This is a genomic window from Clostridium sp. NSJ-49, assembly GCF_014287725.1.
Lineage (GTDB): Bacteria > Bacillota > Clostridia > Clostridiales > Clostridiaceae > Clostridium > Clostridium disporicum_B.
The window spans coordinates 1-24,332 of the sequence record NZ_JACOOP010000052.1; the positions used below are offsets into that span (position 1 = coordinate 1).

General features: G+C 26.8%; 23 protein-coding genes and 1 pseudogene. 17 read left to right on the forward strand and 7 right to left on the reverse strand.

Features of this window, described 5'->3' with window-relative positions; translation table 11 throughout:
* Nucleotides 1-102 (reverse strand): IS1 family transposase (locus H8S10_RS14730; RefSeq protein WP_347707662.1); only part of this gene is annotated, 102 nt, incomplete at its 3' end.
* Between the two features lie 123 nt (nucleotides 103-225).
* Here H8S10_RS14730 and H8S10_RS14735 point away from each other — a divergent pair.
* Both H8S10_RS14735 and H8S10_RS14740 read left to right on the forward strand, forming a co-directional pair.
* Nucleotides 226-954: an HAD-IB family hydrolase gene (locus H8S10_RS14735; RefSeq protein ID WP_055262977.1), complete on the forward strand. Its 729-nt coding sequence runs from the start codon at nucleotides 226-228 to the stop codon at nucleotides 952-954.
* Between the two features lie 77 nt (nucleotides 955-1,031).
* On the forward strand, nucleotides 1,032-1,967 hold the full coding sequence (locus H8S10_RS14740; protein ID WP_055262979.1) for a hypothetical protein: 936 nt from the start codon (nucleotides 1,032-1,034) through the stop codon (nucleotides 1,965-1,967).
* A gap of 42 nt (nucleotides 1,968-2,009) precedes the next feature.
* Here H8S10_RS14740 and H8S10_RS14745 read toward each other — a convergent pair whose 3' ends face one another.
* Together H8S10_RS14745 and ilvA are read right to left on the reverse strand one after the other, a co-directional pair.
* A complete protein-coding gene (locus H8S10_RS14745) occupies nucleotides 2,010-2,981 on the reverse strand; it encodes an alpha/beta hydrolase (RefSeq protein ID WP_186839379.1) in 972 nt (323 codons plus the stop codon).
* 129 nt (nucleotides 2,982-3,110) lie between these two features.
* Complete coding sequence (gene ilvA, locus H8S10_RS14750) at nucleotides 3,111-4,310, reverse strand: threonine ammonia-lyase (RefSeq protein ID WP_186839380.1); 1,200 nt, start codon at nucleotides 4,308-4,310, stop codon at nucleotides 3,111-3,113.
* A gap of 195 nt (nucleotides 4,311-4,505) precedes the next feature.
* Here ilvA and H8S10_RS14755 point away from each other — a divergent pair, with 195 nt between their 5' ends.
* The 13 genes and pseudogenes from H8S10_RS14755 (at nucleotide 4,506) to H8S10_RS14815 (ending at nucleotide 20,561) form a co-directional block, all read left to right on the forward strand.
* Nucleotides 4,506-5,246, forward strand: a complete 741-nt coding sequence (locus H8S10_RS14755; RefSeq protein WP_186839381.1) for a pseudouridine synthase — start codon at nucleotides 4,506-4,508, stop codon at nucleotides 5,244-5,246.
* Nucleotides 5,247-5,256: 10 nt separating this feature from the next.
* On the forward strand, nucleotides 5,257-5,799 hold the full coding sequence (locus tag H8S10_RS14760; RefSeq protein ID WP_055262987.1) for a class I SAM-dependent methyltransferase: 543 nt from the start codon (nucleotides 5,257-5,259) through the stop codon (nucleotides 5,797-5,799).
* Nucleotides 5,800-5,866: 67 nt separating this feature from the next.
* A complete protein-coding gene (locus H8S10_RS14765; protein ID WP_055262989.1) occupies nucleotides 5,867-6,760 on the forward strand; it encodes a MurR/RpiR family transcriptional regulator in 894 nt (297 codons plus the stop codon).
* Between the two features lie 74 nt (nucleotides 6,761-6,834).
* On the forward strand, nucleotides 6,835-8,049 hold the full coding sequence (locus tag H8S10_RS14770) for an NAD(P)/FAD-dependent oxidoreductase (protein WP_186839382.1): 1,215 nt from the start codon (nucleotides 6,835-6,837) through the stop codon (nucleotides 8,047-8,049).
* 78 nt (nucleotides 8,050-8,127) lie between these two features.
* Nucleotides 8,128-8,784, forward strand: a complete 657-nt coding sequence (cmk, locus tag H8S10_RS14775) for a (d)CMP kinase (protein ID WP_186839383.1) — start codon at nucleotides 8,128-8,130, stop codon at nucleotides 8,782-8,784.
* Nucleotides 8,785-8,825: 41 nt separating this feature from the next.
* Nucleotides 8,826-10,736 (forward strand): annotated as a pseudogene (locus H8S10_RS14780) (bifunctional 4-hydroxy-3-methylbut-2-enyl diphosphate reductase/30S ribosomal protein S1).
* A gap of 105 nt (nucleotides 10,737-10,841) precedes the next feature.
* Nucleotides 10,842-11,777 (forward strand): GNAT family N-acetyltransferase, encoded by a 936-nt coding sequence (locus tag H8S10_RS14785; protein ID WP_186839384.1) that lies wholly within the window; start codon nucleotides 10,842-10,844, stop codon nucleotides 11,775-11,777.
* A gap of 109 nt (nucleotides 11,778-11,886) precedes the next feature.
* Nucleotides 11,887-13,215, forward strand: a complete 1,329-nt coding sequence (gene miaB, locus H8S10_RS14790) for a tRNA (N6-isopentenyl adenosine(37)-C2)-methylthiotransferase MiaB (protein ID WP_055263000.1) — start codon at nucleotides 11,887-11,889, stop codon at nucleotides 13,213-13,215.
* A gap of 114 nt (nucleotides 13,216-13,329) precedes the next feature.
* Nucleotides 13,330-16,008: a DNA mismatch repair protein MutS gene (mutS, locus tag H8S10_RS14795; RefSeq protein WP_186839385.1), complete on the forward strand. Its 2,679-nt coding sequence runs from the start codon at nucleotides 13,330-13,332 to the stop codon at nucleotides 16,006-16,008.
* 11 nt (nucleotides 16,009-16,019) lie between these two features.
* Nucleotides 16,020-17,969 carry a DNA mismatch repair endonuclease MutL gene (gene mutL / locus H8S10_RS14800; RefSeq protein ID WP_186839386.1) on the forward strand — a complete coding sequence of 650 codons (1,950 nt, stop codon included), beginning with the start codon at nucleotides 16,020-16,022 and terminating at the stop codon, nucleotides 17,967-17,969.
* Nucleotides 17,970-17,985: 16 nt separating this feature from the next.
* The gene (miaA, locus tag H8S10_RS14805) at nucleotides 17,986-18,915 is read left to right on the forward strand and encodes a tRNA (adenosine(37)-N6)-dimethylallyltransferase MiaA (protein ID WP_186839387.1); all 930 of its coding nucleotides are present in this window, start codon (nucleotides 17,986-17,988) and stop codon (nucleotides 18,913-18,915) included.
* A 22-nt stretch (nucleotides 18,916-18,937) separates the two neighbouring features.
* Nucleotides 18,938-19,174: an RNA chaperone Hfq gene (hfq, locus tag H8S10_RS14810; protein WP_055263008.1), complete on the forward strand. Its 237-nt coding sequence runs from the start codon at nucleotides 18,938-18,940 to the stop codon at nucleotides 19,172-19,174.
* A 109-nt stretch (nucleotides 19,175-19,283) separates the two neighbouring features.
* Complete coding sequence (locus H8S10_RS14815; protein WP_186839388.1) at nucleotides 19,284-20,561, forward strand: methionine gamma-lyase family protein; 1,278 nt, start codon at nucleotides 19,284-19,286, stop codon at nucleotides 20,559-20,561.
* Nucleotides 20,562-20,586: 25 nt separating this feature from the next.
* On the opposite strand, the gene H8S10_RS14820 is transcribed toward H8S10_RS14815, so the two are convergent.
* Together H8S10_RS14820 and lexA are read right to left on the reverse strand one after the other, a co-directional pair.
* Nucleotides 20,587-21,207 (reverse strand): DUF3267 domain-containing protein, encoded by a 621-nt coding sequence (locus H8S10_RS14820; protein WP_186839389.1) that lies wholly within the window; start codon nucleotides 21,205-21,207, stop codon nucleotides 20,587-20,589.
* A gap of 72 nt (nucleotides 21,208-21,279) precedes the next feature.
* A complete protein-coding gene (lexA, locus tag H8S10_RS14825; protein ID WP_186839390.1) occupies nucleotides 21,280-21,885 on the reverse strand; it encodes a transcriptional repressor LexA in 606 nt (201 codons plus the stop codon).
* Nucleotides 21,886-22,026: 141 nt separating this feature from the next.
* Between lexA and H8S10_RS14830 the strand changes: the two genes are divergently transcribed.
* Nucleotides 22,027-22,383, forward strand: a complete 357-nt coding sequence (locus H8S10_RS14830) for a hypothetical protein (protein WP_186839391.1) — start codon at nucleotides 22,027-22,029, stop codon at nucleotides 22,381-22,383.
* 57 nt (nucleotides 22,384-22,440) lie between these two features.
* Here H8S10_RS14830 and H8S10_RS14835 read toward each other — a convergent pair whose 3' ends face one another.
* Together H8S10_RS14835 and H8S10_RS14840 are read right to left on the reverse strand one after the other, a co-directional pair.
* Nucleotides 22,441-23,436, reverse strand: a complete 996-nt coding sequence (locus tag H8S10_RS14835) for a tyrosine recombinase XerC (protein ID WP_231072344.1) — start codon at nucleotides 23,434-23,436, stop codon at nucleotides 22,441-22,443.
* A gap of 482 nt (nucleotides 23,437-23,918) precedes the next feature.
* Nucleotides 23,919-24,107, reverse strand: a complete 189-nt coding sequence (locus H8S10_RS14840; RefSeq protein WP_055263019.1) for a hypothetical protein — start codon at nucleotides 24,105-24,107, stop codon at nucleotides 23,919-23,921.
* A 123-nt stretch (nucleotides 24,108-24,230) separates the two neighbouring features.
* Here H8S10_RS14840 and H8S10_RS14845 point away from each other — a divergent pair.
* On the forward strand, nucleotides 24,231-24,332 hold a 102-nt coding region (locus H8S10_RS14845; RefSeq protein ID WP_347707662.1), incomplete at its 3' end, for an IS1 family transposase.

Genomic DNA, 24,332 nt, shown 5'->3' on the forward strand with positions numbered 1-24,332 from the left:
ACACTGCTTACATTGATACTTTTGTTTAGCCTGCTTATTCATACCAAACTTGTATAGTTTATCAGAATTACAGCGTGGGCATTTTATATTAGTTTTGCTCATTGTTCTTCTCTCCTTTTTGAAGGGGGTATTATTTAGTATCGCAAACCTATTGTATTTCCTTGGGCTGAGAAGAGCAATGTTCATATAACTTAACAGATCGTAACTTAAACAAAGGAGGATAATATGAAAAAAATTGCAGCTTTTTTTGATATTGATGGAACAATTTATAGAGAAGGTTTAATTACAGAAGTATTTAAGAAAATAATTAAATATGAATTAGTAGACGAGGAGAAGTGGTATAAAGAAGTACGTCCAGCATATTTATTATGGGATAAAAGGCAAGGAGATTATGATACATATCTTTTAAAGATGGTGGATATTTATGTAGAAGCGATTAAAGGAATTAGCAAAGAGCAAATAGAGCATGTAGCTAAAAAAGTTATAGAACAAAAAGGTGATAGAGTATATACTTTTTCAAGAGAAAGAATAAAATGGCATCAAGAACAAGGACACATAGTTATTGCAATATCCGGATCCCCATATGAATTAGTAAAAGAGATGTCACAAAAATATAATATGGATGATTTTAAAGGTACAATATATATAAGTGATAAAAATAATAACTATACTGGTGATGTTATTCCTATGTGGGATTCAGAAAGTAAGGAAAAGGCTCTCTTGGAAATGAAAGAAAAGTATAATATAGATTTATCAGCTAGCTATGCATATGGGGATACAGCTGGAGATTATACCATGTTTAAGTTAGTTGGAACACCGTATGCGATAAATCCTACAAAGGAACTATTACATAAAATAACCAATGATAAAGAAATAAATGATAAAATTAACATAATTGTTGAGAGAAAAGATGTAACATATAAGTTAACTACTGATAATTTAGAGCTATTATAATTGAATTTTAAATATGAAACTTTTTATTGTAATGGAATAAGATATCTACTATAAAGATTATGTTAGGGGCGAAAAGCTTGATAGGTCTTACTGATTTATTAATTTATCTTGATGAGGAATTAACAAAAAATTTAAACTCCCTAGTTATAAAGGGATATATAGAAAAAAGAACTTCTAGGTGGATCGAAGATAGAACTATTTCAGGAAATATTAGATTTCAAGATAGAGAGCAATATTTTGAAGAGGATAGATGTATAAGAGATGAACGAGATGGATATAAAGGTAAAAATTATAATAGTGCAGATTCTTTAACAAATACTAAAGAAAAAGCTGAAGGATTAGATGGGAGAAGATTTATAAGAAGAGAAGAGGAACTTACAAGAATTTATACTGTATTCGAACTTCATAATCAATTAGTAAATGGATTAAATGATTCTAACATATTAAAAAATGTTTCCGATGAATGGATGAGTGATGATATATCTGTTGGAGACTATATACAGCTTAATGGAGTTATTGGAGAAGATTCAATATTATCCTATGTAGATGTTTGTTGTAATTTAATTAATTGTATAGGATGCGATACTCTAAATTCTTTAGCTAAAAGTACATCTAGTAATATATATAATTATAATGTTCTATCTAGTTCTTTAATAACTCTTAGAGATTATTTAAATGTAAATAATACTCAAGATGTAATTATTAATACTAATAATAATGATGTAGTGGTAATGATGAATAATCAATATTTATTTAATAATTATGGTAATATTTACGAAAGGGCTGGATGTCCTTGTAAAATAATAGGAAAGGTCATAAGAGTTTGTGAAGAAGGTGAATATATACATTTGTTAAGAAAAACAGGTCAACCAGAGTTTTACGAAAAATTGCTTGCTTCACATAGTATATTAAATAATAGCCTAAAGAGCAATGGATTAATTATTCCTACAGAACCCAGAGTTAAAGTAGAAGGAAAAACTCTATTAGTAGTACCAATAAGTATGAGTATTTAAGTATATAGTATAATAAGAAAATTAGGAGATTTTATTTATCTCCTAATTTTTTGAGTTTTTATATATAAAACTTAGAATTTTAAAATATAATGTAATAGCTTCCTTATTAGATAGATTTTCCAAATAGTGTGTACAAGTTTCTAATGATAGAAGTTCAAAGTTGTTATTGTTATTTTTAGATTCATTAAAAAGTTTTAAAGAACTACTATATGGAACAATGGTATCTACTATACTATGAATAATAAGTGTATTAGGTAAATCTTCTTTTACGTAATTAATAGGACTGTATAATTCAGAAATATTTTCTATATCATATGTGTCAAATTTTTCTGCTACTTCTGTTGGAGCTAGAGAAATATTTATTTTTGATAATTCTGTAGGGCCAAATAAATCTACAACGTAAGATATATTAGATGGATAAGAGGCTAAACTTAAATCATCTATAAACATATTATTATCAGAAAAAGCGGCAATCATAGAAAGTTGTGAACCTGCTGATGGGGATACTATTCCTATATTATCAGTATCAAAGTTATAAATATCTTTATTTTTATATATCCATCTTATAGTATCCTTAATATCTGATATTTGTTTATCAAAAATTGCATCTGTTTTTAATAATTCATAAGAAGTAGATATTATTGTAAACCCTTCATTTCTTAGTATTTCGATTATTGGAGATAATTCAGATGGTAGATTTTTATTACCATACATCCAGGAATCACCGAAAACATATATTATAACAGGGGATGGGCTTTTATTAGTCTTTTTGGGACTATAAATATCTAAGGTTAAATCTAGATTTCCTCTACTTTTATATACTACATCTTTATATGATACTTCTGATGTAGGTTCTGTATAAAAGTTGCTAGCAATTACAGCTAAGTTACTATTTAAATTGATTATTTCTTTTGTTATATTAAAATAAAATCTTATGGAATCATAACTTAATGTAATAAAAAATATTAATAATAAAAATAATGGAAGTATAAATTTTTTCATATATTTAAACAAATTTATCACCAACTAAAAATTAATATTATAATTATTAACACAAAATATAAAATAATATACAAAAATTAGTTAGTTTTCTTAAAATAAAAAAATGAGGTTAATGTAAAAAAATACATTAACCTCTAAATATTAATACATAACTCGAATAGAATAACCTTCGTTTTCAAGAGCATTTACTATTCTTTCAATATGTGAATCTCCATTTGTTTCAACAGTAATTTCTACAAGAACGTTATTTATTCTATTTATTGCTTTAAACTTATCATGATCTAAGCTGACTATATTTGCATTTTCTTTAACTAATAATTGTGATAGTTTTAGAAGTTGTCCAGGAGTATTTGGAACTTCAGTTGAAAAACAGAATAACCTTCCACCTGAAACCAATCCATTATTTATTAGAGTAGAAATAGTTAGCATATCTATATTACCTCCACTAATAACTGAACAAACTCTTTTACCAGTAAAATTTAATTTCTTTAATGCTGCTAATGATACTACTCCTGAAGCTTCAGCGATTAACTTGTGTTTTTCAGTAAGTAATAAAAATGCATCTACAATTTCGGCATCAGAAACAGTAATAATTTCATCAACATGGTCTTTTATTATTTCAAATGTTTTATCTCCTGGAGTTTTTACAGCTATACCATCAGCAATTGTATTAACAGTAGTTAGCGGAGTTAACCTTTTATTTTTAAAACTATTAGCCATAGCAGCAGCACCTTCTGATTGAACTCCTATTATCTTAATAGAAGGATTAATTTCCTTTGCGACTAATGAAATACCACTTATAAGACCACCGCCTCCAATTGGACAAATTATACAATCTATGTTAGGAATATCTTCTAATATTTCTAATGCTATTGTTCCTTGACCATATATTATATCAATATCATTAAATGGATGAATGAACACCTTATTTTCTTTTGCTTCAATTCTTTTTGCTTCATTATATGCATCATCATAGCAAGTACCTTCTAACACAACGTTACCACCATAATTTTTTGTTGATTGTACTTTAAGATAAGGTGTAGTTTTTGGCATAACTATAGTTGCATCTACACCAATTAAACTTGAAGCATATGCAACACCTTGGGCATGATTACCAGCAGAGGAGCATACAACTCCTTGAGATTTTTCATAATCAGTTAACCCTTTTATTTTATTAAGAGCTCCTCTTAACTTATAAGCACCTGTAAGTTGTAGATTTTCACATTTCATATATACTATATTATTGCATAAATCGCTAAATATTTTACTATGAAGAATTGGAGTCTTAACGATTACATCTTTGATATTTTCTCTTGCTTTTTTTACATTCTCAATATACATAAGTTTCACCCCATTGTAGTTTTAAATAGATTTGGTATAATTTATACAATATATACTTTAGCATATATTTAAAATAAAATCTAACTAATAAAGAAAAATGTATAATTATTATATTTTTGCTCGTAATTTTATTGTATATCTAAATATATAAAGATATAATTACAAAGTAATAGATTTAAAAATGGAGTGAACTTAATGGAAGAAAGATTACAAAAGTACATAGCTAGATGTGGAGTAGCTTCTAGAAGAAAAAGCGAAGAACTGATTTTATCAGGTCAAATTAAGGTTAATGGTAATGTTATAACTGAGCTAGGTACTAAAGTAAATGTAGATACAGATATAGTAGAGTACGGTAATAAAGTTATAAAACCTGAAGAAGAAAAGATATATATAATGTTAAATAAACCAGAGGGATATATTACATCAGTAAGTGATGAAAAAGGAAGAAAAACTGTCTTAGATTTAATAGATGTTAATGAAAGAATTTATCCAATTGGTAGATTGGATTATGATAGTTCAGGTCTTTTACTACTTACTAATGATGGTGATATTTACAATAAAATAATACATCCAAGGGTGGCTATTGATAAAAAATATATAGCTGTATGTGAAGGAAAATTTACAGAAAAAGAAATAGAGAAATTTAAAAATGGTGTAGATATAGGTGGATACGTTACATCTAGCGCTAATATAGAAATTATAGATGAAGAAAAAGTTACGATTAAAAAGACAGGTGAAAATATTATAAGATCTACTGTTGAAATAACTATTCATGAAGGAAAGAATCGTCAGATTAGAAGAATGTGCTCTTCTTTAAATCATAATGTATTAAAATTAAAGAGAGTATCTGTGGGTAATATAAAATTAGGTAACTTAAAAAAAGGAAATTGGAGATTGTTAACTCAAGAAGAAGTTAATTATATAAAAGGATTATAGGGTATAGATTATGTTTACTTATACAGCAGATTTTAGTTCATTAACACATTATATTATAAAAAATTTTGTAAAAGAAAAGAGCGTAGCAATTGATGGTACATTAGGAAATGGATTTGACACAGACTTTTTAGCTGATAACTTTAAATTAGTATATGCATTTGATATCCAAAAGATTGCTTGTGAGACTTACAAACAGAAGGAAAAGCAAAATGTTCTAGTAATTAATGATTCTCATCATAAATTTTTAGAATATATAAAAGAAAATGTTAATTGCATTGTATACAATCTAGGATTTTTACCAGGTGGTGATAAATCTATTACTACTTGCTATAACTCATCTTTAGAAAGTATAAAATTAGGATTAGATATTCTAGAATCAGAGGGAATGATGTTAATTACATCGTATAGAGGCCATGATGAAGGTATGAGTGAGTATATTTATATAAAAGAGTATTTAGATAATTTACCTAAAAATAGATATGCAGTTATGAAACATGAAATTATAAATAGAAGCAATAAATCACCAGTTTTATTTGTAATTGAGAAAAAATAATTAATTGATTAAAAAGATAAATAATGCTAAAATTATTTATCTATATATATTATAAGAAGAGGTAGTTATGGAGAAAAATAATAATTGTGAATCAAATGATCTTATGAGATTAATACAAACAAAGTTTACAAGACTTAGTAAGGGACAAAAACTAATAGCAGATTATATATTAAAGAACTACGATAAAGCTGCCTTTATGACTGCTTCAAAGCTAGGAGAGGCTGTAGGAGTTTCTGAATCAACTGTTGTTAGATTTGCAATAGAATTAGGTTTCTCAGGTTATCCAAAATTACAAAAATCCCTTCATGAATTAATAAAAACGAAATTGACTACTGTTCAGAGATTAGAGCTGTCAAATGATTATATAAGCAATGGATATACATTGAAAGGTGTATTAAAATCTGACATGGAGAATATAAGAGCAACTATGGAAAAGATTGATTACGAAACTTTCGATGCTGTTGTTAATAGCATTTTCGAAGCCAAAAGAATATTTATTATAGGATTAAGAAGTTCTATGGCATTAGCTGAATTTTTAGAATTTTATCTAAATCTAATTTTACAGAATGTAAAAACTGTAGGTAATGGAATTTCAGATATATTTGAACAAATGGTAAGTATTAGAGAAGGAGATTTAGTTATAGGGATAGGATTCCCTAGATACTCTTCAAAGACGATAGATGCATTAGGAATAGCACAAGATAGAGGAGCAAAAGTGGTAGCTATAACAGATAGTTATTTATCACCATTAGATGCAAAAGCAGATTATACTTTAGTTGCTCAAAGTAATATGGCATCATTTGTTGATTCTCTTGTTGCTCCTTTATCAGTAATTAATGCTTTAATAGTTGCTGTTGGATTAAGAGAGAAAGAAACAATTTCTAATATTTTTAATGATCTAGAAAAGATTTGGCATGATTTTAATGTTTATTCTTATAACGGGAGAAATTCAGGATATTAGAATAGAATCAATTAAGGGGATTAGCATTTGTTAATTCCTTTAATTTTTATTAATTAGTTTTTAGGAGGATTTATATGGCTGATGTTGTTGTTATAGGTGGTGGACCAGCAGGAATTATGGCTGCTATTAGTGCTGCAAAAAATAATAATGTTACATTACTAGAAGGAAATGATAGGATAGGTAAAAAATTATTCATAACTGGAAAAGGTAGATGTAATGTAACAAATGCAAAGGATATAAGTGAATTTTTTGATTATATTCCTGGAAATCCATATTTTTTATATAGTTCTTTATATACATTTACAAATGAGGATACAATAAATTTTTTTGAGTCACAAGGAATAAAATTAAAAACAGAAAGAGGAGGAAGAATATTTCCATACTCTGATAAATCATCTGATATTATTAAAGGATTAAATAATGGGCTTGAAGAAGCTAACGTTAAAGTGAAATTAAATTCAAAGGTAACTAATATTTTAATGAATAAATCAAAAATTGTTGCTGTAGAAATTAATAATTCAAAAAAAATATATGCTGATAACTTTATATTTGCCACTGGAGGAGCATCATATCCGTTGACAGGATCAACTGGTGAGTGTTTTAAACTACTTGAAAATATAGGGCATACAATAGTAAAATTAAAACCTTCTTTAGTTCCTATAGAAATTAAAGAAGAATTTATAAAAGAATTAGCAGGATTATCTTTAAGAAATATAGGATTGGTTATAAAATCTAATAATAAGGTAGTGTATAAAGAGCAAGGTGAAGTTAAATTTACATATTACGGTATTTCAGGACCTTTAACATTAAGTGGTTCAAGATATATAAAAGAAAATGAAAGTTTTAAGATATTAATAGATTTTAAACCAGCTTTAGATCATCAAGAGTTAGACAAAAGAATACAAAGAGATTTTAAAAAGTATATAAATAATGATTTTAAAAACTCATTAAATGATTTATTACCACAAAAGATAATACCAATAATAATTGAATTATCAAATATAGATCCGAACAAAAAAGTTAATGAAATAACTAGGGAAGAGAGAAAAAGATTAGTAGATTTATTAAAAAGTTTTGAGATTACTGTAAAAGGATTAAGACCTCTATCAGAAGCTATTGTTACAGCAGGTGGAGTATCTATAAATGAAATCGACCCATCTACAATGAAGTCAAAGATAATTGAAAATTTATCATTTGCAGGGGAAGTAATTGATGTAGATGCATTTACAGGTGGATATAATGTTCAAATAGCTTTATCCACAGGATATATAGCAGGAATAAATATATAAAATCTTGTTTACTTAACAAATTCATAATATAATCTTAATGATAAATAAATGGTTAGCAGCAAGAAAGGTGGCAAATAAATGAGAATATCTGTAGCGATAGACGGACCAGCAGGTGCTGGAAAGAGTACTATAGCAAAGTTAGTAAGTAAAGAATTTAATTTAATGTATATAAATACAGGTGCAATGTATAGAGCTGTATCTTTAATGGCAAAGGAAAATAATATAGAGCCATCAGATATAAAAAGGCTAATGGAGTTAATAGATACATTAGAAATGCATTTTGAAAATGATGATTTGATATTAAACGGAAAAAATGTTCAAGAAAAAATTACAATGCCAGAAATTAGCTCAATAGTATCAAATTACGCTTCAATTCCTGAAGTAAGACAAAAGCTTGTAAATTTACAAAGGAATATGTCTGAAAAATATAATGTTTTAATGGATGGTAGAGATATTGGTACAGTAGTATTAAAAAATGCACCATTTAAGTTCTTCTTAACTGCAACTGCAGAAGAGAGAGCAAAAAGAAGATTTAATGAATTAGTTAGTAGAGGAATTGAAGTAAATTACGATACTTTATTAAGCGATATTATAAAAAGAGATTTTATAGATAGTAATAGAGAAGTAGATCCATTAAGAATGGCAGATGATGCAATTGAAATAGATAGTTCTAATTTATCTATAGAAGAAGTTACAGAATTTATTTGTAATTATATAAAAAATAAATTACAATAATATTGTTGGGTAGTAAAATTTAACAACAGGAGATAAACAGCATGAAAAGAAAAGTAATTTTAGCTGAGAGTGCAGGTTTTTGTTTTGGGGTTCAAAGAGCGGTAGATCAGACAGTAAAAATTCAGAAAGACTACGGTAAAAAAATTTATACATTGGGACCACTAATTCATAATAATGATGTTGTAAAATATCTAGAAAATAATGATGTTTTTTCAATTTCTATAGATAATATAGATGAATTATCAAAAGGAGATGCGGTTATAATACGATCTCATGGTGTTTCAAAGGCTGTAATGGACTTATTAGAATCTAAAGGAATAATAACAATAGATGCAACTTGTCCGTTTGTAACTAATATCCAAAAGAAAGTCAATAAATATTCTAAAGAGGGTTATCAAATAGTTATTTTAGGAGATAAAGATCATCCAGAAGTAATAGGTATAAATGGATGGTGTGATAATAAGGCCATAATAACTAAAGATGGAGAGCTTCCAGAGAGAATACCTAATAAGATATGTGTAGTATCTCAAACTACTGAAAAAGAAGAAAATTGGGTAAACACAATAAGAAATTTATCTGTTAGAACTAAGGAACTTTTAGCATTTAATACAATCTGTGCAGCAACTGAAATAAGACAAAAGGGTGTTTTTGAATTATCAAAAACAGTAGATTTAATGATTGTTGTAGGAGGAAAGAATAGTTCAAATACAACAAAATTATATCAAATTGCAAAGATGAATTGCAAACGTGCGATTCATATAGAAAATTCATCTGAATTATCAACAGAGATAATTAATGATAGTACAATAAATAAAATTGGTATTACAGCTGGAGCTTCAACTCCAGATTGGATTATAAATGAAGTAGTTGAATTAATGGAAGGGGATATATAGATGGAAGATCAATTACAATTGATGGATCAAATGGATTTAAGATTTAGAATAGGAGATGAAGTACAGGGGGAAATCCTTAAGATAGGTTCTTCAGAAGTATTTGTTTCTTTAGTAGGGTATAAGACAGATGGAGTAATCCCGTTTAATGAATTAACGTATGCTGAAGATTTAGAAGAAACTTTAAGAAATTTAAAACAAGGCGATAGCATAAAAGCTAAAGTAATTAAGTTAAGAAATGAAGATAATTACGTTGTTTTATCTAGATTAGAGTATAAAAAAGAAGAAACTTTAGAATTATTAGAAGGATTATTTGATAGAAAAGAAACATTTAAAGTACTTATAAAAGAGGCAAGAGAAAAAGGGTTAGTTGCAAACTTTAACGGAGTAAGAATATTTATTCCTGCTTCTCATATTGATGTAAGATTTATAAAAGATACAAGTGAATTTGTAAACACTGAAATGGAAGTTAGATTAATTGATTTCTCTAGAAAAAATCCTTCTAAAATTGTTGCATCTAGAAGAGTAATTCTAGAAGAACAAATAGAAGAAAAAGAATCAAAAGCTTGGGAGAAATTTAATTTAGGTGATGTAGTATCTGCTGAAATTAAAAGATTTACAAACTTTGGAGCTTTTGCTGAAGTTGATGGAGTTGATGGATTAATTCATATTTCTCAAATTTCATGGAAATTAGTAAGATCTTGTGATGAAGTTTTAAAAATAGGTCAAGTAGTTAATGCTAAAATCATTGGTTTAGATAAAGAAAATAAAAAATTATCACTTAGCATTAAGGAATTAACACCAGAACCATGGACAAATGTGGAAGAAAAATATCCTGTTGGATCAGCAGTTCTTGGTAAAGTTGTAAGAATAAATGATTTTGGGGCATTTGTAGAATTAGAACCTGGATTAGATGGGTTAGTGCATATATCTAAAATAAGCCATAACCACATTAATCATCCTTCTGAAGTATTAACTGTAGGTCAAGATGTTAAATGTATAATCTTAGAAGTTAATAAAGATGCTAAAAAAATAGCACTTAGCATAAGAGATACAGAATAATTAATAAAACGTAGGTTAAAGTTACTAAGGAGATTACATCGTATAGATGTAATCTCTTCTAATATATATTAAAATTATATAATAATTTATTTTATGAGGTTTTATATGGTTTCGTTGGTTAGATTATCGTCTAGTAATTTAGATGAATTTAAGAAACTATACGAAGAAAATTTTCAAAGAGAGACCTATGATAAAGACTTTTTTGAGTATTATTATAATCAATCCTTTATTCCAAAGATATTTTTAAAGAAATTTGTTAAGCTTTTTATGTATAATGGAGAATTTATAGGATATATATGGTATGAAATACCTATTGATTCACAAATTAAGGTTTTTTCTTTGTATGTAGAAGACAACTATATTGATATTATTACTAATGATATTTTAAAAAGATTTAACGAGAAATATTTGGTTTATGAATCTATTGAAAATAGAAATAGCAACAAATTGTTAAGTAATTTAGGTTTTAGGAAAGCAAGACCATCTATTATTATGAATTTAAAATTAAATGAATATAATAAAACAAATGAAATAACGAATTTGAAATCTACTTTAAAGTACGATATGAAATTATTAAATTTACTTAATATTTATAGCAATGAAAAATATGATGATATTCTCATTTCATTTCAAAAAGTAGATATAAAAAACGATGCTTTATTAAGATGTGAAATACAAAATAATGTTTTTAAAAATATTGATCGTGTACCTATTGAAGTAGAAGATATTGAAAATGATTTTAAGCAAGATTATTACATTGAAGATTTAGCAATTTTTATGAAAATAAATAATGTTGTAGTTGCGTATGGTCAAATAATCTATATTAGAAAAATGTATACTGTTGTTAATTTCGGGGTAGTCGATATTTTTAGGGGGAAGGGACTAGGTAAATTACTTTTAGATAACCTAATTAGTAAGGCTAGAGAAAAGAATATATCAGAACTTGCTTTAGGCGTTGATAAAGATAATGTTAATGCAATTTCTCTATATAAATGGATTGGGTTTAATAATAGATATGATATAGCAAGATGGGAAAGATAATAGAATACTATAATTTACTTATAATAAATTATAATATTCTATTTAAAATGAATAAAAAATTTATTATAATATACAAAGGTTAAAAAATTTGTACAAAGGAGATTTAAAGATGCAAGAGACGAATTTGAAATATTATATAGAAACTTGGGGCTGTCAAATGAATGAAGAAGATTCAGAAAAGCTTTCAGGAATGTTAAAAAATATTGGGTATTCAAGAACAGAAAATAAAGAAGAAGCTGGAATAATTTTATTTAATACTTGTTGTGTTAGAGAAAATGCTGAAAATAAAGTATTTGGTAACCTTGGACAACTTAAGGCTTTAAAGAAAAAAAATCCAGATTTAATTATAGGAATATGTGGTTGTATGATGCAACAAGAGGGTATGGCAGATAAAATACTTAGCACATTCCCTTATGTAAATATTGTTTTTGGAACTCATAATGCTTATAAATTCCCAGAATACTTAAATAGAGTTAAAACTGAAGGCGTGCAAATAAAAGAGATATTTAATAAGGAAGAAGAAATAGTTGAAGGACTACCTATAGATAGAAAAAGTGATGTAAAAGCTTTTGTAACTATAATGTATGGATGTAATAACTTCTGTACTTATTGCATTGTTCCTTATGTTAGAGGAAGAGAGAGATCAAGAAAGTCTGAAGATATACTAAATGAAGTAAAAGAATTAGTTAAAGCTGGATATAAAGAAATAACACTTTTAGGTCAAAATGTTAACTCATATGGTAAAGGCTTAGATGAGGATATTAACTTTGCTAAACTTCTAAGAATGATAAACGAAGTTGAAGGACTAGAAAGAGTTAGATTTATGACATCACATCCAAAAGATTTAACTGATGATGTTATTTTAGCTATTAAGGAATGTGATAAATTATGTGAGCAAATACATTTACCAGTACAAAGTGGTTCAAATAATATTTTAAAGAAGATGAATCGTCACTATACTAGAGAGTATTATATGGAACTAGTAAATAAGATAAAGAAAGAAATACCAGGTGTATCTTTAACTACTGATATAATTGTTGGTTTCCCAGGTGAAACAGAAGAAGATTTCCTTGAAACATTAGAATTAGTTAAAGAGGTTGGATATTCTGCAGCATTTACATTTATTTATTCAAGAAGAAATAATACTCCAGCTGATATGATGTTAAATCAAGTAGATGATGCAGATAAACATCATAGATTTGATAGATTAGTTAAAGCTGTAAATGATAATGTTATAAAGCTAAACAAAGAATTTGAAAATCAAGTTGTTGAAGTTTTAGTTGAAGGTATGAGCAAAAACGATGAAACAAAGTTCTCAGGTAGAACAAGAAATGGTAGATTAGTTAACTTTGAAGGAGAAAATGTAAAGATAGGTGATTTAGTTAATGTTGAAATTACTAGAGCCCAACCATTCTCATTACTAGGTAAAATGAAATAAACTATTAAAAGAGGGCAGCTCAATAGACTGTCCTTTTTTATTATGTTATATACTCTAGCAATAAAAATATGATAATATATTACTATAAAATTTAAAATAACGGAGGATAAGAAAATGGCGTTAACTCCTATGATGAGACAATATATGGAAGTTAAAGAGAGATATACTGATTGTATATTATTTTTTAGATTAGGAGACTTCTATGAAATGTTTTTTGAAGATGCTAAAACAGCATCAAGAGAACTCGAACTAGTACTTACAGGAAGAGACTGTGGGTTAGAAGAGAGAGCACCTATGTGTGGAATTCCATTTCATGCATCAGCCGCATATATATCAAGATTAGTATCGAAAGGATATAAAGTAGCTATATGTGAACAGGTAGAAGATCCATCAGTAGCAAAAGGTATTGTTAAAAGAGATGTAGTTAAGGTAGTTACCCCTGGGACTTTTATAGATGGAAATGGTGATAATGATTATAAAAATCTTTATATGATGTCTATATATGAAAGTAATGGTTTGTATGGAATAGCAATATCAGATATTTCTACAGGTGAATTCAAAACAACGTATTTTTCAGATACAATAGATAATCTATTAGGAGAAATTTCTAGATTCTCACCTAAAGAAATAATTGTAGATAACACTTTAAATGAAAATATTATAATTAGAATTCATGAGACTTTACCAGTGTTAATAACTAAAAAAGATTACTCTAAATTTTATTGTACCGATGAAGAATTAAAGAAACAATTTATAAATATAGATGTAGACTCAATTAATATTAACAGTAAAATAGCAGTATCTGTATTACTTAAATATATATTTGATACTCAAAAGATAAGCTTATCTAATATAGATATACTAGAACAGTATAATATAATTGACTTTATGACTATTGATAGTAATTCTAGACGTAATTTAGAATTAACAGAAAGTCTTAAAGAAAAATCTAAAAAAGGAAGTCTTATCTGGGTATTAGATAAAACTTCTACTTCAATGGGTGGAAGAACATTAAGAAGCTTTATAGAACAGCCTTTAATAAATAAATCTCAGATTGAAAATAGAAGTGCTGCTGTAGAAGAATTATATAATAATATGTTCTTTAATGAAGAATTAAGAGATAGTCTAAAAGAAATATATGATATAGAAAGAATAACAGGTAAAATTTCTAATAAAAATGTAAATGCAAAAGATTTAGTTTCTCTAAAAAGATCTTTAGATAAATTACCAGGAATCAAAGAAAAGCTTAATAGTTGCAAATCAGACTTATTAGTAAAATGGAATGATAACTTAGATACTTTAGATGATATAAGAGAGTTACTTGCTGAATCATTGTTAGAAGATCCTTCTATTGGATTAAAAGAAGGAAATATAATTAAAAGTGGATATTCAGTAGAAGTTGATGAATTAAGAGATATTAAGTTAAATGGTAAGCAATGGATAGCATCTTTAGAGCAATCAGAAAGAGAACATACAGGAATTAAATCATTAAAAGTAGGATATAATAAAGTTTTTGGATATTATATAGAAATATCAAAGGCAAATTATGCATCTATCCCAGAAGGTAGATATATAAGAAAGCAAACTCTTTCTAACGCTGAAAGATACATAACAGAAGAGTTAAAAGTTATGGAAGAAAAAATATTAGGTGCAGAAGATAAATTAATAGCCCTTGAATATGAGTTATTTGTAAATATAAGAGACAGAGTTGAAAAAGAAATTCAAAGATTAAAAGATACAGCAAAAATAATAGGATCACTTGATGTTATTTCAACTTTAGCCTTAGTAGCTTATGAAAATAATTATGTTAGGCCAAATATAAATGAAAATGGTATTATCGATATTAAAGATGGTAGACATCCTGTAGTAGAGAAGGTAATTGGTAAAGGTGAATTTGTTTCTAATGATACTTTGCTTAATAAGAAAGACAATATGTTATTGCTTATAACTGGTCCAAATATGGCCGGTAAATCTACATATATGAGACAGGTAGCATTAATAACTTTAATGGCTCAGATTGGATCTTTTGTGCCTGCTTCAAGTGCTAATATATCAGTGTGCGATAAGATCTTTACAAGAATAGGTGCTTCAGACGATTTAGCTGGAGGTAAATCTACATTTATGGTTGAAATGTGGGAAGTTTCCAATATATTAAAGAATGCTACAAATAATAGCCTTGTTCTTCTTGATGAAGTAGGAAGAGGAACTTCTACATATGATGGACTAAGTATAGCTTGGTCTGTAATAGAATATATATCAAATCAAGTTAAATTAAAATGTAACACTTTATTTGCTACTCACTATCATGAATTAACAAATTTAGAAGGGGAAATACCTGGTGTAAGAAATTATTCTGTTGCAGTTAAAGAAATTAATGATGAAGTTATATTTTTAAGGAAAATTGTTGAAGGTGGAGCAGATCAGTCTTATGGTATAGAGGTTGCAAAAATAGCTGGATTACCTGAAGAGGTAATTAATAGAGCAAAAGATATTTTAAATACTTTAGAAGGTAAAGAAAAATTTGAAATTAACAATACCTCTTCTAAAAATGCTGAAGTTGCCCTAGACTCTGTAGTAGACGATAGTACTATAAAAGAAAACTCTAAAAATTTAGAAGAATATAAAATAGAAGAAGAAAAAAATAAAATAGAAAATGTTCAAATAGATTTCACGATGTTGGAAAAAGAAGCTTTATTAAATAGCATAAAGGATTTAGATGTTATGGTAATGACTCCACTTGATGCAATGAATACTCTATTTAAAATTGTTCAGGATGCTAAAAAAATAATGTAAGGTGAGAGTATATGAAAAGAATAAATATATTAGACCAACATACTGCTAATAAAATTGCTGCTGGTGAAGTTGTTGAGAGGCCATCATCAGTAGTAAAAGAGTTAGTTGAAAACTCAATAGATGCGAATTCTAAAAATATCACTATAGAAATAAATGAAGGCGGATTATCATTAATTAAAATAATAGATGATGGATCTGGAATAAATAGAGATGATATTGAAATAGCTTTTTTACCTCATGCTACTTCTAAAATCTCTAAGGTAGAAGATATCTACAATATAAGCACTTTAGGGTTTAGAGGTGAAGCATTAGCTTCAATAGCATCAATTTCTAAGATATCTTTAAAAAGCAAAACAAACGATGCTGATAATGGTAGTGAAATTATATTAGAAGCTGGGAAAAAGGTATCTTTACAAGAAGTAGGAATGAATAATGGTACAATAATGGAAGTAAAAGACTTATTTTTTAATGTTCCTGCAAGAAAAAAGTTCTTAAAATCTATTTCACGGGAGAGTAGCTTAATAAATGATATAGTAACAAGAATAGCACTTTCTAATCCAGAGATATCTATAAAGTTATTTAATAATGATAAGAAAGTAATTAATACTTACGGTACAGGTAATTTAAAAGATGTAATAAGAACTATATATGGAAAAAATGTATATGACAATATATTGTATTTTGAAGGCTCTAGGGGAGATATTTCAGTACATGGTTATATAGGAAAAGAAGAAATTGCAAAAGGTAGCAGAAATCATCAAAGTATATTTGTTAATAATAGATATATAAAAAATAAAACAATTATTGCAGCGGTGGAAAATGCATTTAAATCTTTCTCAGTAATAAATAAGTTTCCGTTTGTAGTTATATTTATTGATCTACCTCCTGAACTAGTAGATGTTAATATTCATCCAACCAAAGCAGAGATCAAATTTAATGATGAAAGAGCTGTATTTAAAGTTATTTTTGATACAATACATTCAGTACTAAGGGAAGATGCATTAAATAAATTCAATTCAGTTAAAAATGAAAATAATAAATTTGTTGTAGAAGAAAATGTAGAAAGAATAGAGTTTAATATTTCATCTGAAGACGAATATCCTACAAAAAAAATAGAACCAGAAATAACTAAAGATGAAGTAAAAAAAGAAATTGATATAAAACATATGTATAACTCAGTAGATATTTCAGATATAGAAAGAGAAGAGAAGTTATACAATAAATTAAAGAGTATAAATATAAACAATTTTAACAAATCAAATGAAGAGGATTCATATGAAATAAATAATGATAAGAATAGTACTGAAGTTGTTACTGTAAATGAAGATAATATTTGCCAATCTTATAATATAAAAGATGATGTAAATACTAAAGAAGCTAAATTTCCAAAACTAAGAGTTATAGGACAATTTAGTAAAATGTATATATTAGCAGAGTATGGAACAGATTTATATATAGTGGATCAACACGCTGCTCATGAAAAAATTCTATTTGAAAAATATTTTAAGGATATTGAAGAAGGTACTATTATAGTTCAACAGTTATTAGTTCCTATAATTTTAGATTTATCCTTAGAAGATTATGCTTATTTTGAAGAAAATAATAAAGTTTTTAGTGAAGCTGGATTCGTTATAGATCATTTTGGTGGTGAAACTATATCAATAAAAGAAGTACCTTATTTTCTAGGTAAGTTGGATGCTAAAAAGCTTTTTATGGAGATATTAGATAATCTAAAAGCATTAGGATCTGGAAAAACATCTGAAGTTAAGTTAAATAAGATAGCATCTATGGCATGTAGATCGGCTGTTAAAGCTAATGATTATTTGAACCATGAGGAAATGGATAAATTAATTGAAGATTTAAGATATATAAATGATCCATTTCACTGTCCTCATGGAAGACCTATTATAATAAAATTTACTGAATATGAATTAAATAAGAAGTTTAGAAGAATAATATAGAAGAGGAATAAAGTAGATGAAACAAAAATTACTTATAATCGCAGGGCCTACTGGTGTCGGTAAAACTGAATTATCTATTAAGTTAGCTAAGTTATTAGATGGAGAAGTTATATCAGCAGATTCTATGCAAATATATAAACATATGGATATAGGTTCTGCAAAAGTAACAAATGAAGAAATGAACGGCGTTAAACATCATATGATTGATGTTGTAATGCCTGATAAAAGCTTTACTGTAGTAGATTATAAAAACATGGCTGAAAAGGAAATTAATGATGTAATAAGAAGAAATAAACTTCCAATAATTGTTGGAGGAACTGGTCTTTACATAAATTCTTTGACATGTAATATGAATTTTACTGAAGCTGAAAGTGATATTGAATATAGAAAATACTTAGAAGATCTGGCTAAAGAAAAAGGAAATGAATATGTTCATAATCTTTTAAAAGAAATTGATCCTATAAGTTATGAAAAAATTCATGCAAATAATTTAAAAAGGGTTATAAGGGCATTAGAGGTATATAAAATTTCTGGGAAGCCATTTAGTTCATTTAATGATTTAGATACATTTTATAAATCAAAGTATGATATATATTACTATGTTCTTACTATGAATAGAGATAAACTTTATAATCGAATTAATCTAAGAGTAGATAAGATGATGGATGATGGATTACTTCAAGAGTGTATAAACCTTAAAGAGTTAGGATATAACACTTCTATGCAGTCTATGCAAGGTATAGGCTATAAAGAAGTATTTTATTACCTTGATAAAAAAATAAGCTTAGAAGAGGCTATAGACATGATTAAACAAGGATCTAGAAATTATGCTAAAAGACAATTAACATGGTTTAAGAAAGATCCAAGAGTAAAGTTTATCGATAAAGATATATATTCTGAAGATGATATAATTAACTTAATAGTTAAAGACCTTAAAAATAATTAGTATTATTAAAGGAGATGTTTTTTTGAATAAACAAACAAATAACTTACAAGACATATTTTTAAATAATGCCAGAAAGAATAGAATTCCAGTTTCTATATATTTAACAAATGGATTTTTAATTAAAGGTTATGTAAAAGGATTTGATAATTTCACAGTGATTTTAGATTCAGATGGTAAACAAATGTTAGTTTATAAACATGCTGTAACAACTATTACTCCTGCAACTCCAATTTTATTTAATAATATTGATAATAATTAAGATGAAGGTTTATCCTTCATCTTAATTATTTATAAAATACTTTCTATTTCTAAAAAAATTATATATAATAACTTTAGTAATTATATGTTAACTATAAAGGAGTAAAGCTATGTTAAATTTAACAGAAGAATTTTTAAAAAAGCAATATAAAATAAATGATGAAACATTTACTTTATATAATAAGGCTTTAAAAGATGTTGAAGAAGAGTTTAAAATATATGATGAAATTAGAGAGTTTAATCAATTAAAAGTTTTAAATGCTCTTCAGGAGGAAAGAATAAGTGAATCACACTTTACAAACTCTTCTGGATATGGATACGGGGATATTGGAAGAGATTCATTAGATAAAGTATATGCTAAGGTATTTAATACAGAGAGTGCTTTAGTAAGACCTCATTTCGTTAATGGTACTCATGCAATAGCCTGTGCCATAATAGGTAATTTAAGACCTAATGATACAATGGTTTGTATAAGCGGTAAACCTTATGATACATTACATAATATAATAGGAATTGGTGAAGAGAAAAATATAGGTTCATTAAAAGAGTATGGCGTAAATTATAAACAAGTAGACTTAATAGATGGTAAATTTGATGAAGATAAGATAATTACTCTTTTAAAAGAAGATAAAAGCATAAGATTAGTACATATACAAAGAAGTACTGGATATGGTTGGAGAAATTCATTCTTAGTATCAGAATTAGGGGATATAATATCAAAGGTTAAATCAATTAGAAATGATGTAATAGTATTTGTTGATAACTGCTATGGAGAATTTATAGATACTATAGAACCTACTGATGTTGGTGCAGATTTAATTGCTGGATCATTAATAAAAAATATAGGGGGAGGAATAGCTCCTACTGGAGGATATATAGCAGGGAAAGAAGAGTATGTACTTCAGGCAAGCTACAGATTAACAACTCCTGGAATAGGAGGAGAGTGCGGATCTACATTTGGAGTTATGAGACAGTTCTATCAAGGTTTATTTTTAGCCCCACATATAGCTATGGAGGCAGTTAAAGGTGCTGTTTTCTGTGCTAGAATTATGGAATTAGCAGGCTTTGAAGTATTACCGAAATATAATGAAAAGAGAAGTGATATTATTCAAGCTATTAAATTTAACGATAAAGATAAGCTAATAAAGTTCTGTAAGGGAATTCAAAAAGCATCTCCAATAGATTCTTTTGTAGAGTGTGAACCATGGGATATGCCTGGATATAGCGATCAAGTTATAATGGCAGCAGGAGCATTTATACAAGGTTCATCTATTGAATTATCTGCTGATGCTCCAATAAGAGAACCATATATTGCTTATCTTCAAGGTGGATTAACATTTGATCATGCTAAAATTGGTGTGTTATTTGCATTAAGTAATATACTTTAAAATATTAAAACTTAAACAGGATGAATTACTCATCCTGTTTTTGCATTTCGTTAATTAAATAATTATAGTCATTTGGTAACTCATAGATACCTTTACTTACATCATTAGAGCTAATATAAATAAATATGTTTAAGATATCTTCAGCAGATATAATTAAATTAGCCCACATAACACCATAAATAACGATGTTAAATCCTTTTAAAATAAGTATTACACTTAGTATAGAAGATATTATTAATACAGGAGCAATTAAACTAAGAAGACTCCTTGTATAGTTTATTTCTCCATTATAAGTAGAAGTAATCAATCTTTTTCGATTAAATAGTTTAATTTTAGCCTTTTGATCTGATAAAAAGTTAGAATAAATTATATAATGTATTAATTCATGTGGAATTTGAATTAAGTAAAATGATAGGATATAAGTAATTATAAAACTTAATATAAATGATTTTATATCTACAATTGAATTACAAGTGTAATATAGTGAATAACCTAAATAAAAGGCAAGTGGAAGTGATAAAATAGTTCTAATAAGTAACCTTAAGTTTAAATAAGTAGTCCGATTAAAATTGGATATTGGTGATAATATAAATTCACAATCATATTCATCCTTTGCTCTAAGAAATATCCCCTTTTCTAATGTCATTTTTTTCACCTTTCCTAAATACTAAATACTAAATATAAATGAGCCATACTAAAATGTATGACTCATTTATATTTAATATGCTCTAAATAATCCTACTAATTTACCAAGAATACTGCAATCTTTAACAATTATAGGATCCATAGTATCATTTTCAGGTTGTAATCTTATATAATCATCCTCTTTATAAAATGTCTTAATAGTAGCTTCGTTTTCAATCAAAGCAACTACTATATCACCGTTACAAGCTGTAGGATTTCTTTCAATTATAGCTAAATCTCCATGATGTATACCAGCATTTATCATACTATCCCCTGAAACGTTAAGTATAAAAAGTTCTTTATCATGTTTAATATAACTTAGAGGAACAGGGAAAACACCTTCAACATTTTCATTAGCCAATATAGGAATACCTGCTGTAACTTTCCCTATTATTGGAATATTAACCATTTCAATTTTATTTAAAGAGTTTTCCATAATTTCTAATGCTCTAGGCTTAGTTGGATCACGTTTTATTAGGCCTTTAGTTTCTAATTTTTTTAAATGCCCATGAACAGATGAAGTAGATTTTAAATTAACTGCCTCGCATATTTCACGTACAGATGGTGGATATCCTTTTAATTCTGTAAAGTTTTTAAGAAATTCATATATTTCCATTTGTTTGTTGCTATTTTCGATCATTATAACACCTCACTTATTTATAGATATTATAACATAACATAATAATAATATCAAACTTATGTTCTTGTAATATAATAAAATTTGAATTTATTATATCTTTCTGATAAAATAAATAAGTTAACAGAAATGGAAGGTGATTTTATGAAATATACTAACGACGATTTATGTGATATTTTTGAAAATAAAATTTGTGATAATTGTGGTAAATGTTTAGAAATCGATGGTATTGATATAAGAGCAATAAATATAGAAGATATAGCAAAAGATGTAGAAGAAAATAAATATTTAGAAGAAGAATTAAAGCTAGCTTTAGAAGCTCTAAAAGAAGAAGAGACAATTGAGGTACAGGATACTTTAAACTATTTAGATGATGAAGAATATGTTGATGCTTTTGATAATATTACATACCTTGATGAAATTGGTCTTGATGATGATTTATCTTTAGATGATGTAACCGAGGAAGTATATCCAGGAGTTCTAAAGTTTAAAAGAAAATAATAATACATTTAATAAAAAATTAGCTACCTATTTTAAATAGATAGCTAATTTTTTATGCTATAACTTAGATAAAGGATTTGAACGTACAGCATCTCTAAGTTTATCATCATCTATATGCGTATATATTTGAGTTGTAGATATATTTTCATGACCTAATATATTTTGTAGACTACGTATATCAACATTTCCATGTTTATACATTAGAGTAGCTGCTGTATGTCGTAGCTTATGAGGTGTATAAGTATTATCCAATATTTCTGCATTAGTTATATGCTTTTTTACTAATAATTCAACAGTTCTTTTATTAATAGGTTTATTACGAATAGATAGAAATAAGTATTTCTTATTTTCTTCAGATATTTTTGAATTATCTCTTTTGCTTAAATAATCATTAATGGATTTTATACATGCATCATTTAAATAAATAGTACGTTCTTTATTACCTTTTCCCACAATAGTTAATGTATCATTTTTTATCTTATTAATTTCTATTGAACATAACTCAGATAATCTCAATCCACAATTTAAAAATAGTGTTAATATACAATAATCTCTGTAATAGTTTATATTACCTTTATCTAAAGAGGAGAGTAGATGTAAACTTTGTTCTAAAGTAAGATATACTGGATGACGTTTATTTATTTTCGGTGATTCTAGTTCTACTGTTGGGTTTTCTTTAATCACTTTAGCTTTTCCAAATAAAAATCTATAAAAAGATTTTAATGTTGCAACTTTTCTAGCTCTAGCGTATGTACTATTTTGTCTTTCTTTTTCAACAAAAGATAAAAATGCATAAATATCCGTTAATTTTATAGTATTAATAAAGTTCTCATCAATATCGCTTATAGAAATTTCTTCAAATTCTAGTGAATCATCTATTTTATTATCTTTATAAACCTTCATAAATCTAAAAAATAACTGCAAATCTATTTTATACCCATTTATAGTATTTTTTGATTTACCTTTAATAGTTTCAAGATAATTTAAAAAATCTAATACTAACTGTGGCAAATCAGAAGTATTCTTAGCAGATTTATTTTTAAATTTAGTTATTTGGGTAATCTGATCATTATGAATTAAATCAGAATCACTAAAAATATTACTTTCAAGTGATGCTTTTTTAGCATCTTTTAAAGTTCTATTTAATCCTAGTTCTTTAAGCCAAATTTGAATAGAACGTACATTAAGAGAATATATTTTTGCTAATTGAGATGATGTAAAATTATGTTTAATAACTAATATATATAAATCTTCAATAATATACTCATAGCCACGTTTCATATTAGAAAGTTTTAAATTATTTCTAATTTCATTTATATTTCTTTTATCATAATCAGAAAGAGAAATTGCAAGTAGTTTTTTTACTTCATCTGAGTATTGATAATTTTTATACTTAAATGTTTTAGTGCGACCTCTCAAAATATTACCCCCAAGCTCGATAAAATATTAAATTTTGTTATAATTTCTTTTCGTTTTAATACGAAATTTTATAAATTGATATTTAGCGAAATTAATTTTTGGGTGTTTTTTTGTATTTATTTTCTAATTTCTTTTATATTTAATATTAATTCATTTAATACTAATTCAGATTTAGAAAAACCTTTTTTAAAACATCTTATTTGTTTATATTTTACTCCATTCATTTCAAAATCTAATATATCAATTCTATCACCTTTATATATTAAAGGTGTTTTAGAATTTTTTAGTTTAATTTCTATTTCCATATTTACCTCCAAGTTTAAGATATCGATCTGTTAAGTTATATGAACATTGCTCTTCTCAGCCCAAGGAAATACAATAGGTTTGCGATACTAAATAATACCCCCTTCGAAAAGGAGAGAAGAACAATGAGCAAAACTAATATAAAATGCCCACGCTGTAATTCTGATAAACTATACAAATTTGGTATGAATAAGCAGGCTAAACAAAAGTATCAATGTAAGCAGTGT

Excerpts from the sequence above, each read along its gene's own strand:
- H8S10_RS14735 (WP_055262977.1), top strand. The coding sequence starts at position 226 with ATGAAAAAAATTGCAGCTTTTTTTGATATTGATGGAACAATTTATAGA.
- ilvA (WP_186839380.1), bottom strand. The coding sequence starts at position 4,310 with ATGTATATTGAGAATGTAAAAAAAGCAAGAGAAAATATCAAAGATGTA.
- H8S10_RS14755 (WP_186839381.1), top strand. The coding sequence starts at position 4,506 with ATGGAAGAAAGATTACAAAAGTACATAGCTAGATGTGGAGTAGCTTCT.
- H8S10_RS14760 (WP_055262987.1), top strand. The coding sequence starts at position 5,257 with ATGTTTACTTATACAGCAGATTTTAGTTCATTAACACATTATATTATA.
- H8S10_RS14765 (WP_055262989.1), top strand. The coding sequence starts at position 5,867 with ATGGAGAAAAATAATAATTGTGAATCAAATGATCTTATGAGATTAATA.
- H8S10_RS14770 (WP_186839382.1), top strand. The coding sequence starts at position 6,835 with ATGGCTGATGTTGTTGTTATAGGTGGTGGACCAGCAGGAATTATGGCT.
- cmk (WP_186839383.1), top strand. The coding sequence starts at position 8,128 with ATGAGAATATCTGTAGCGATAGACGGACCAGCAGGTGCTGGAAAGAGT.
- H8S10_RS14785 (WP_186839384.1), top strand. The coding sequence starts at position 10,842 with ATGGTTTCGTTGGTTAGATTATCGTCTAGTAATTTAGATGAATTTAAG.
- miaB (WP_055263000.1), top strand. The coding sequence starts at position 11,887 with ATGCAAGAGACGAATTTGAAATATTATATAGAAACTTGGGGCTGTCAA.
- mutS (WP_186839385.1), top strand. The coding sequence starts at position 13,330 with ATGGCGTTAACTCCTATGATGAGACAATATATGGAAGTTAAAGAGAGA.
- mutL (WP_186839386.1), top strand. The coding sequence starts at position 16,020 with ATGAAAAGAATAAATATATTAGACCAACATACTGCTAATAAAATTGCT.
- miaA (WP_186839387.1), top strand. The coding sequence starts at position 17,986 with ATGAAACAAAAATTACTTATAATCGCAGGGCCTACTGGTGTCGGTAAA.
- H8S10_RS14815 (WP_186839388.1), top strand. The coding sequence starts at position 19,284 with ATGTTAAATTTAACAGAAGAATTTTTAAAAAAGCAATATAAAATAAAT.
- H8S10_RS14820 (WP_186839389.1), bottom strand. The coding sequence starts at position 21,207 with ATGACATTAGAAAAGGGGATATTTCTTAGAGCAAAGGATGAATATGAT.
- lexA (WP_186839390.1), bottom strand. The coding sequence starts at position 21,885 with ATGATCGAAAATAGCAACAAACAAATGGAAATATATGAATTTCTTAAA.
- H8S10_RS14830 (WP_186839391.1), top strand. The coding sequence starts at position 22,027 with ATGAAATATACTAACGACGATTTATGTGATATTTTTGAAAATAAAATT.
- H8S10_RS14840 (WP_055263019.1), bottom strand. The coding sequence starts at position 24,107 with ATGGAAATAGAAATTAAACTAAAAAATTCTAAAACACCTTTAATATAT.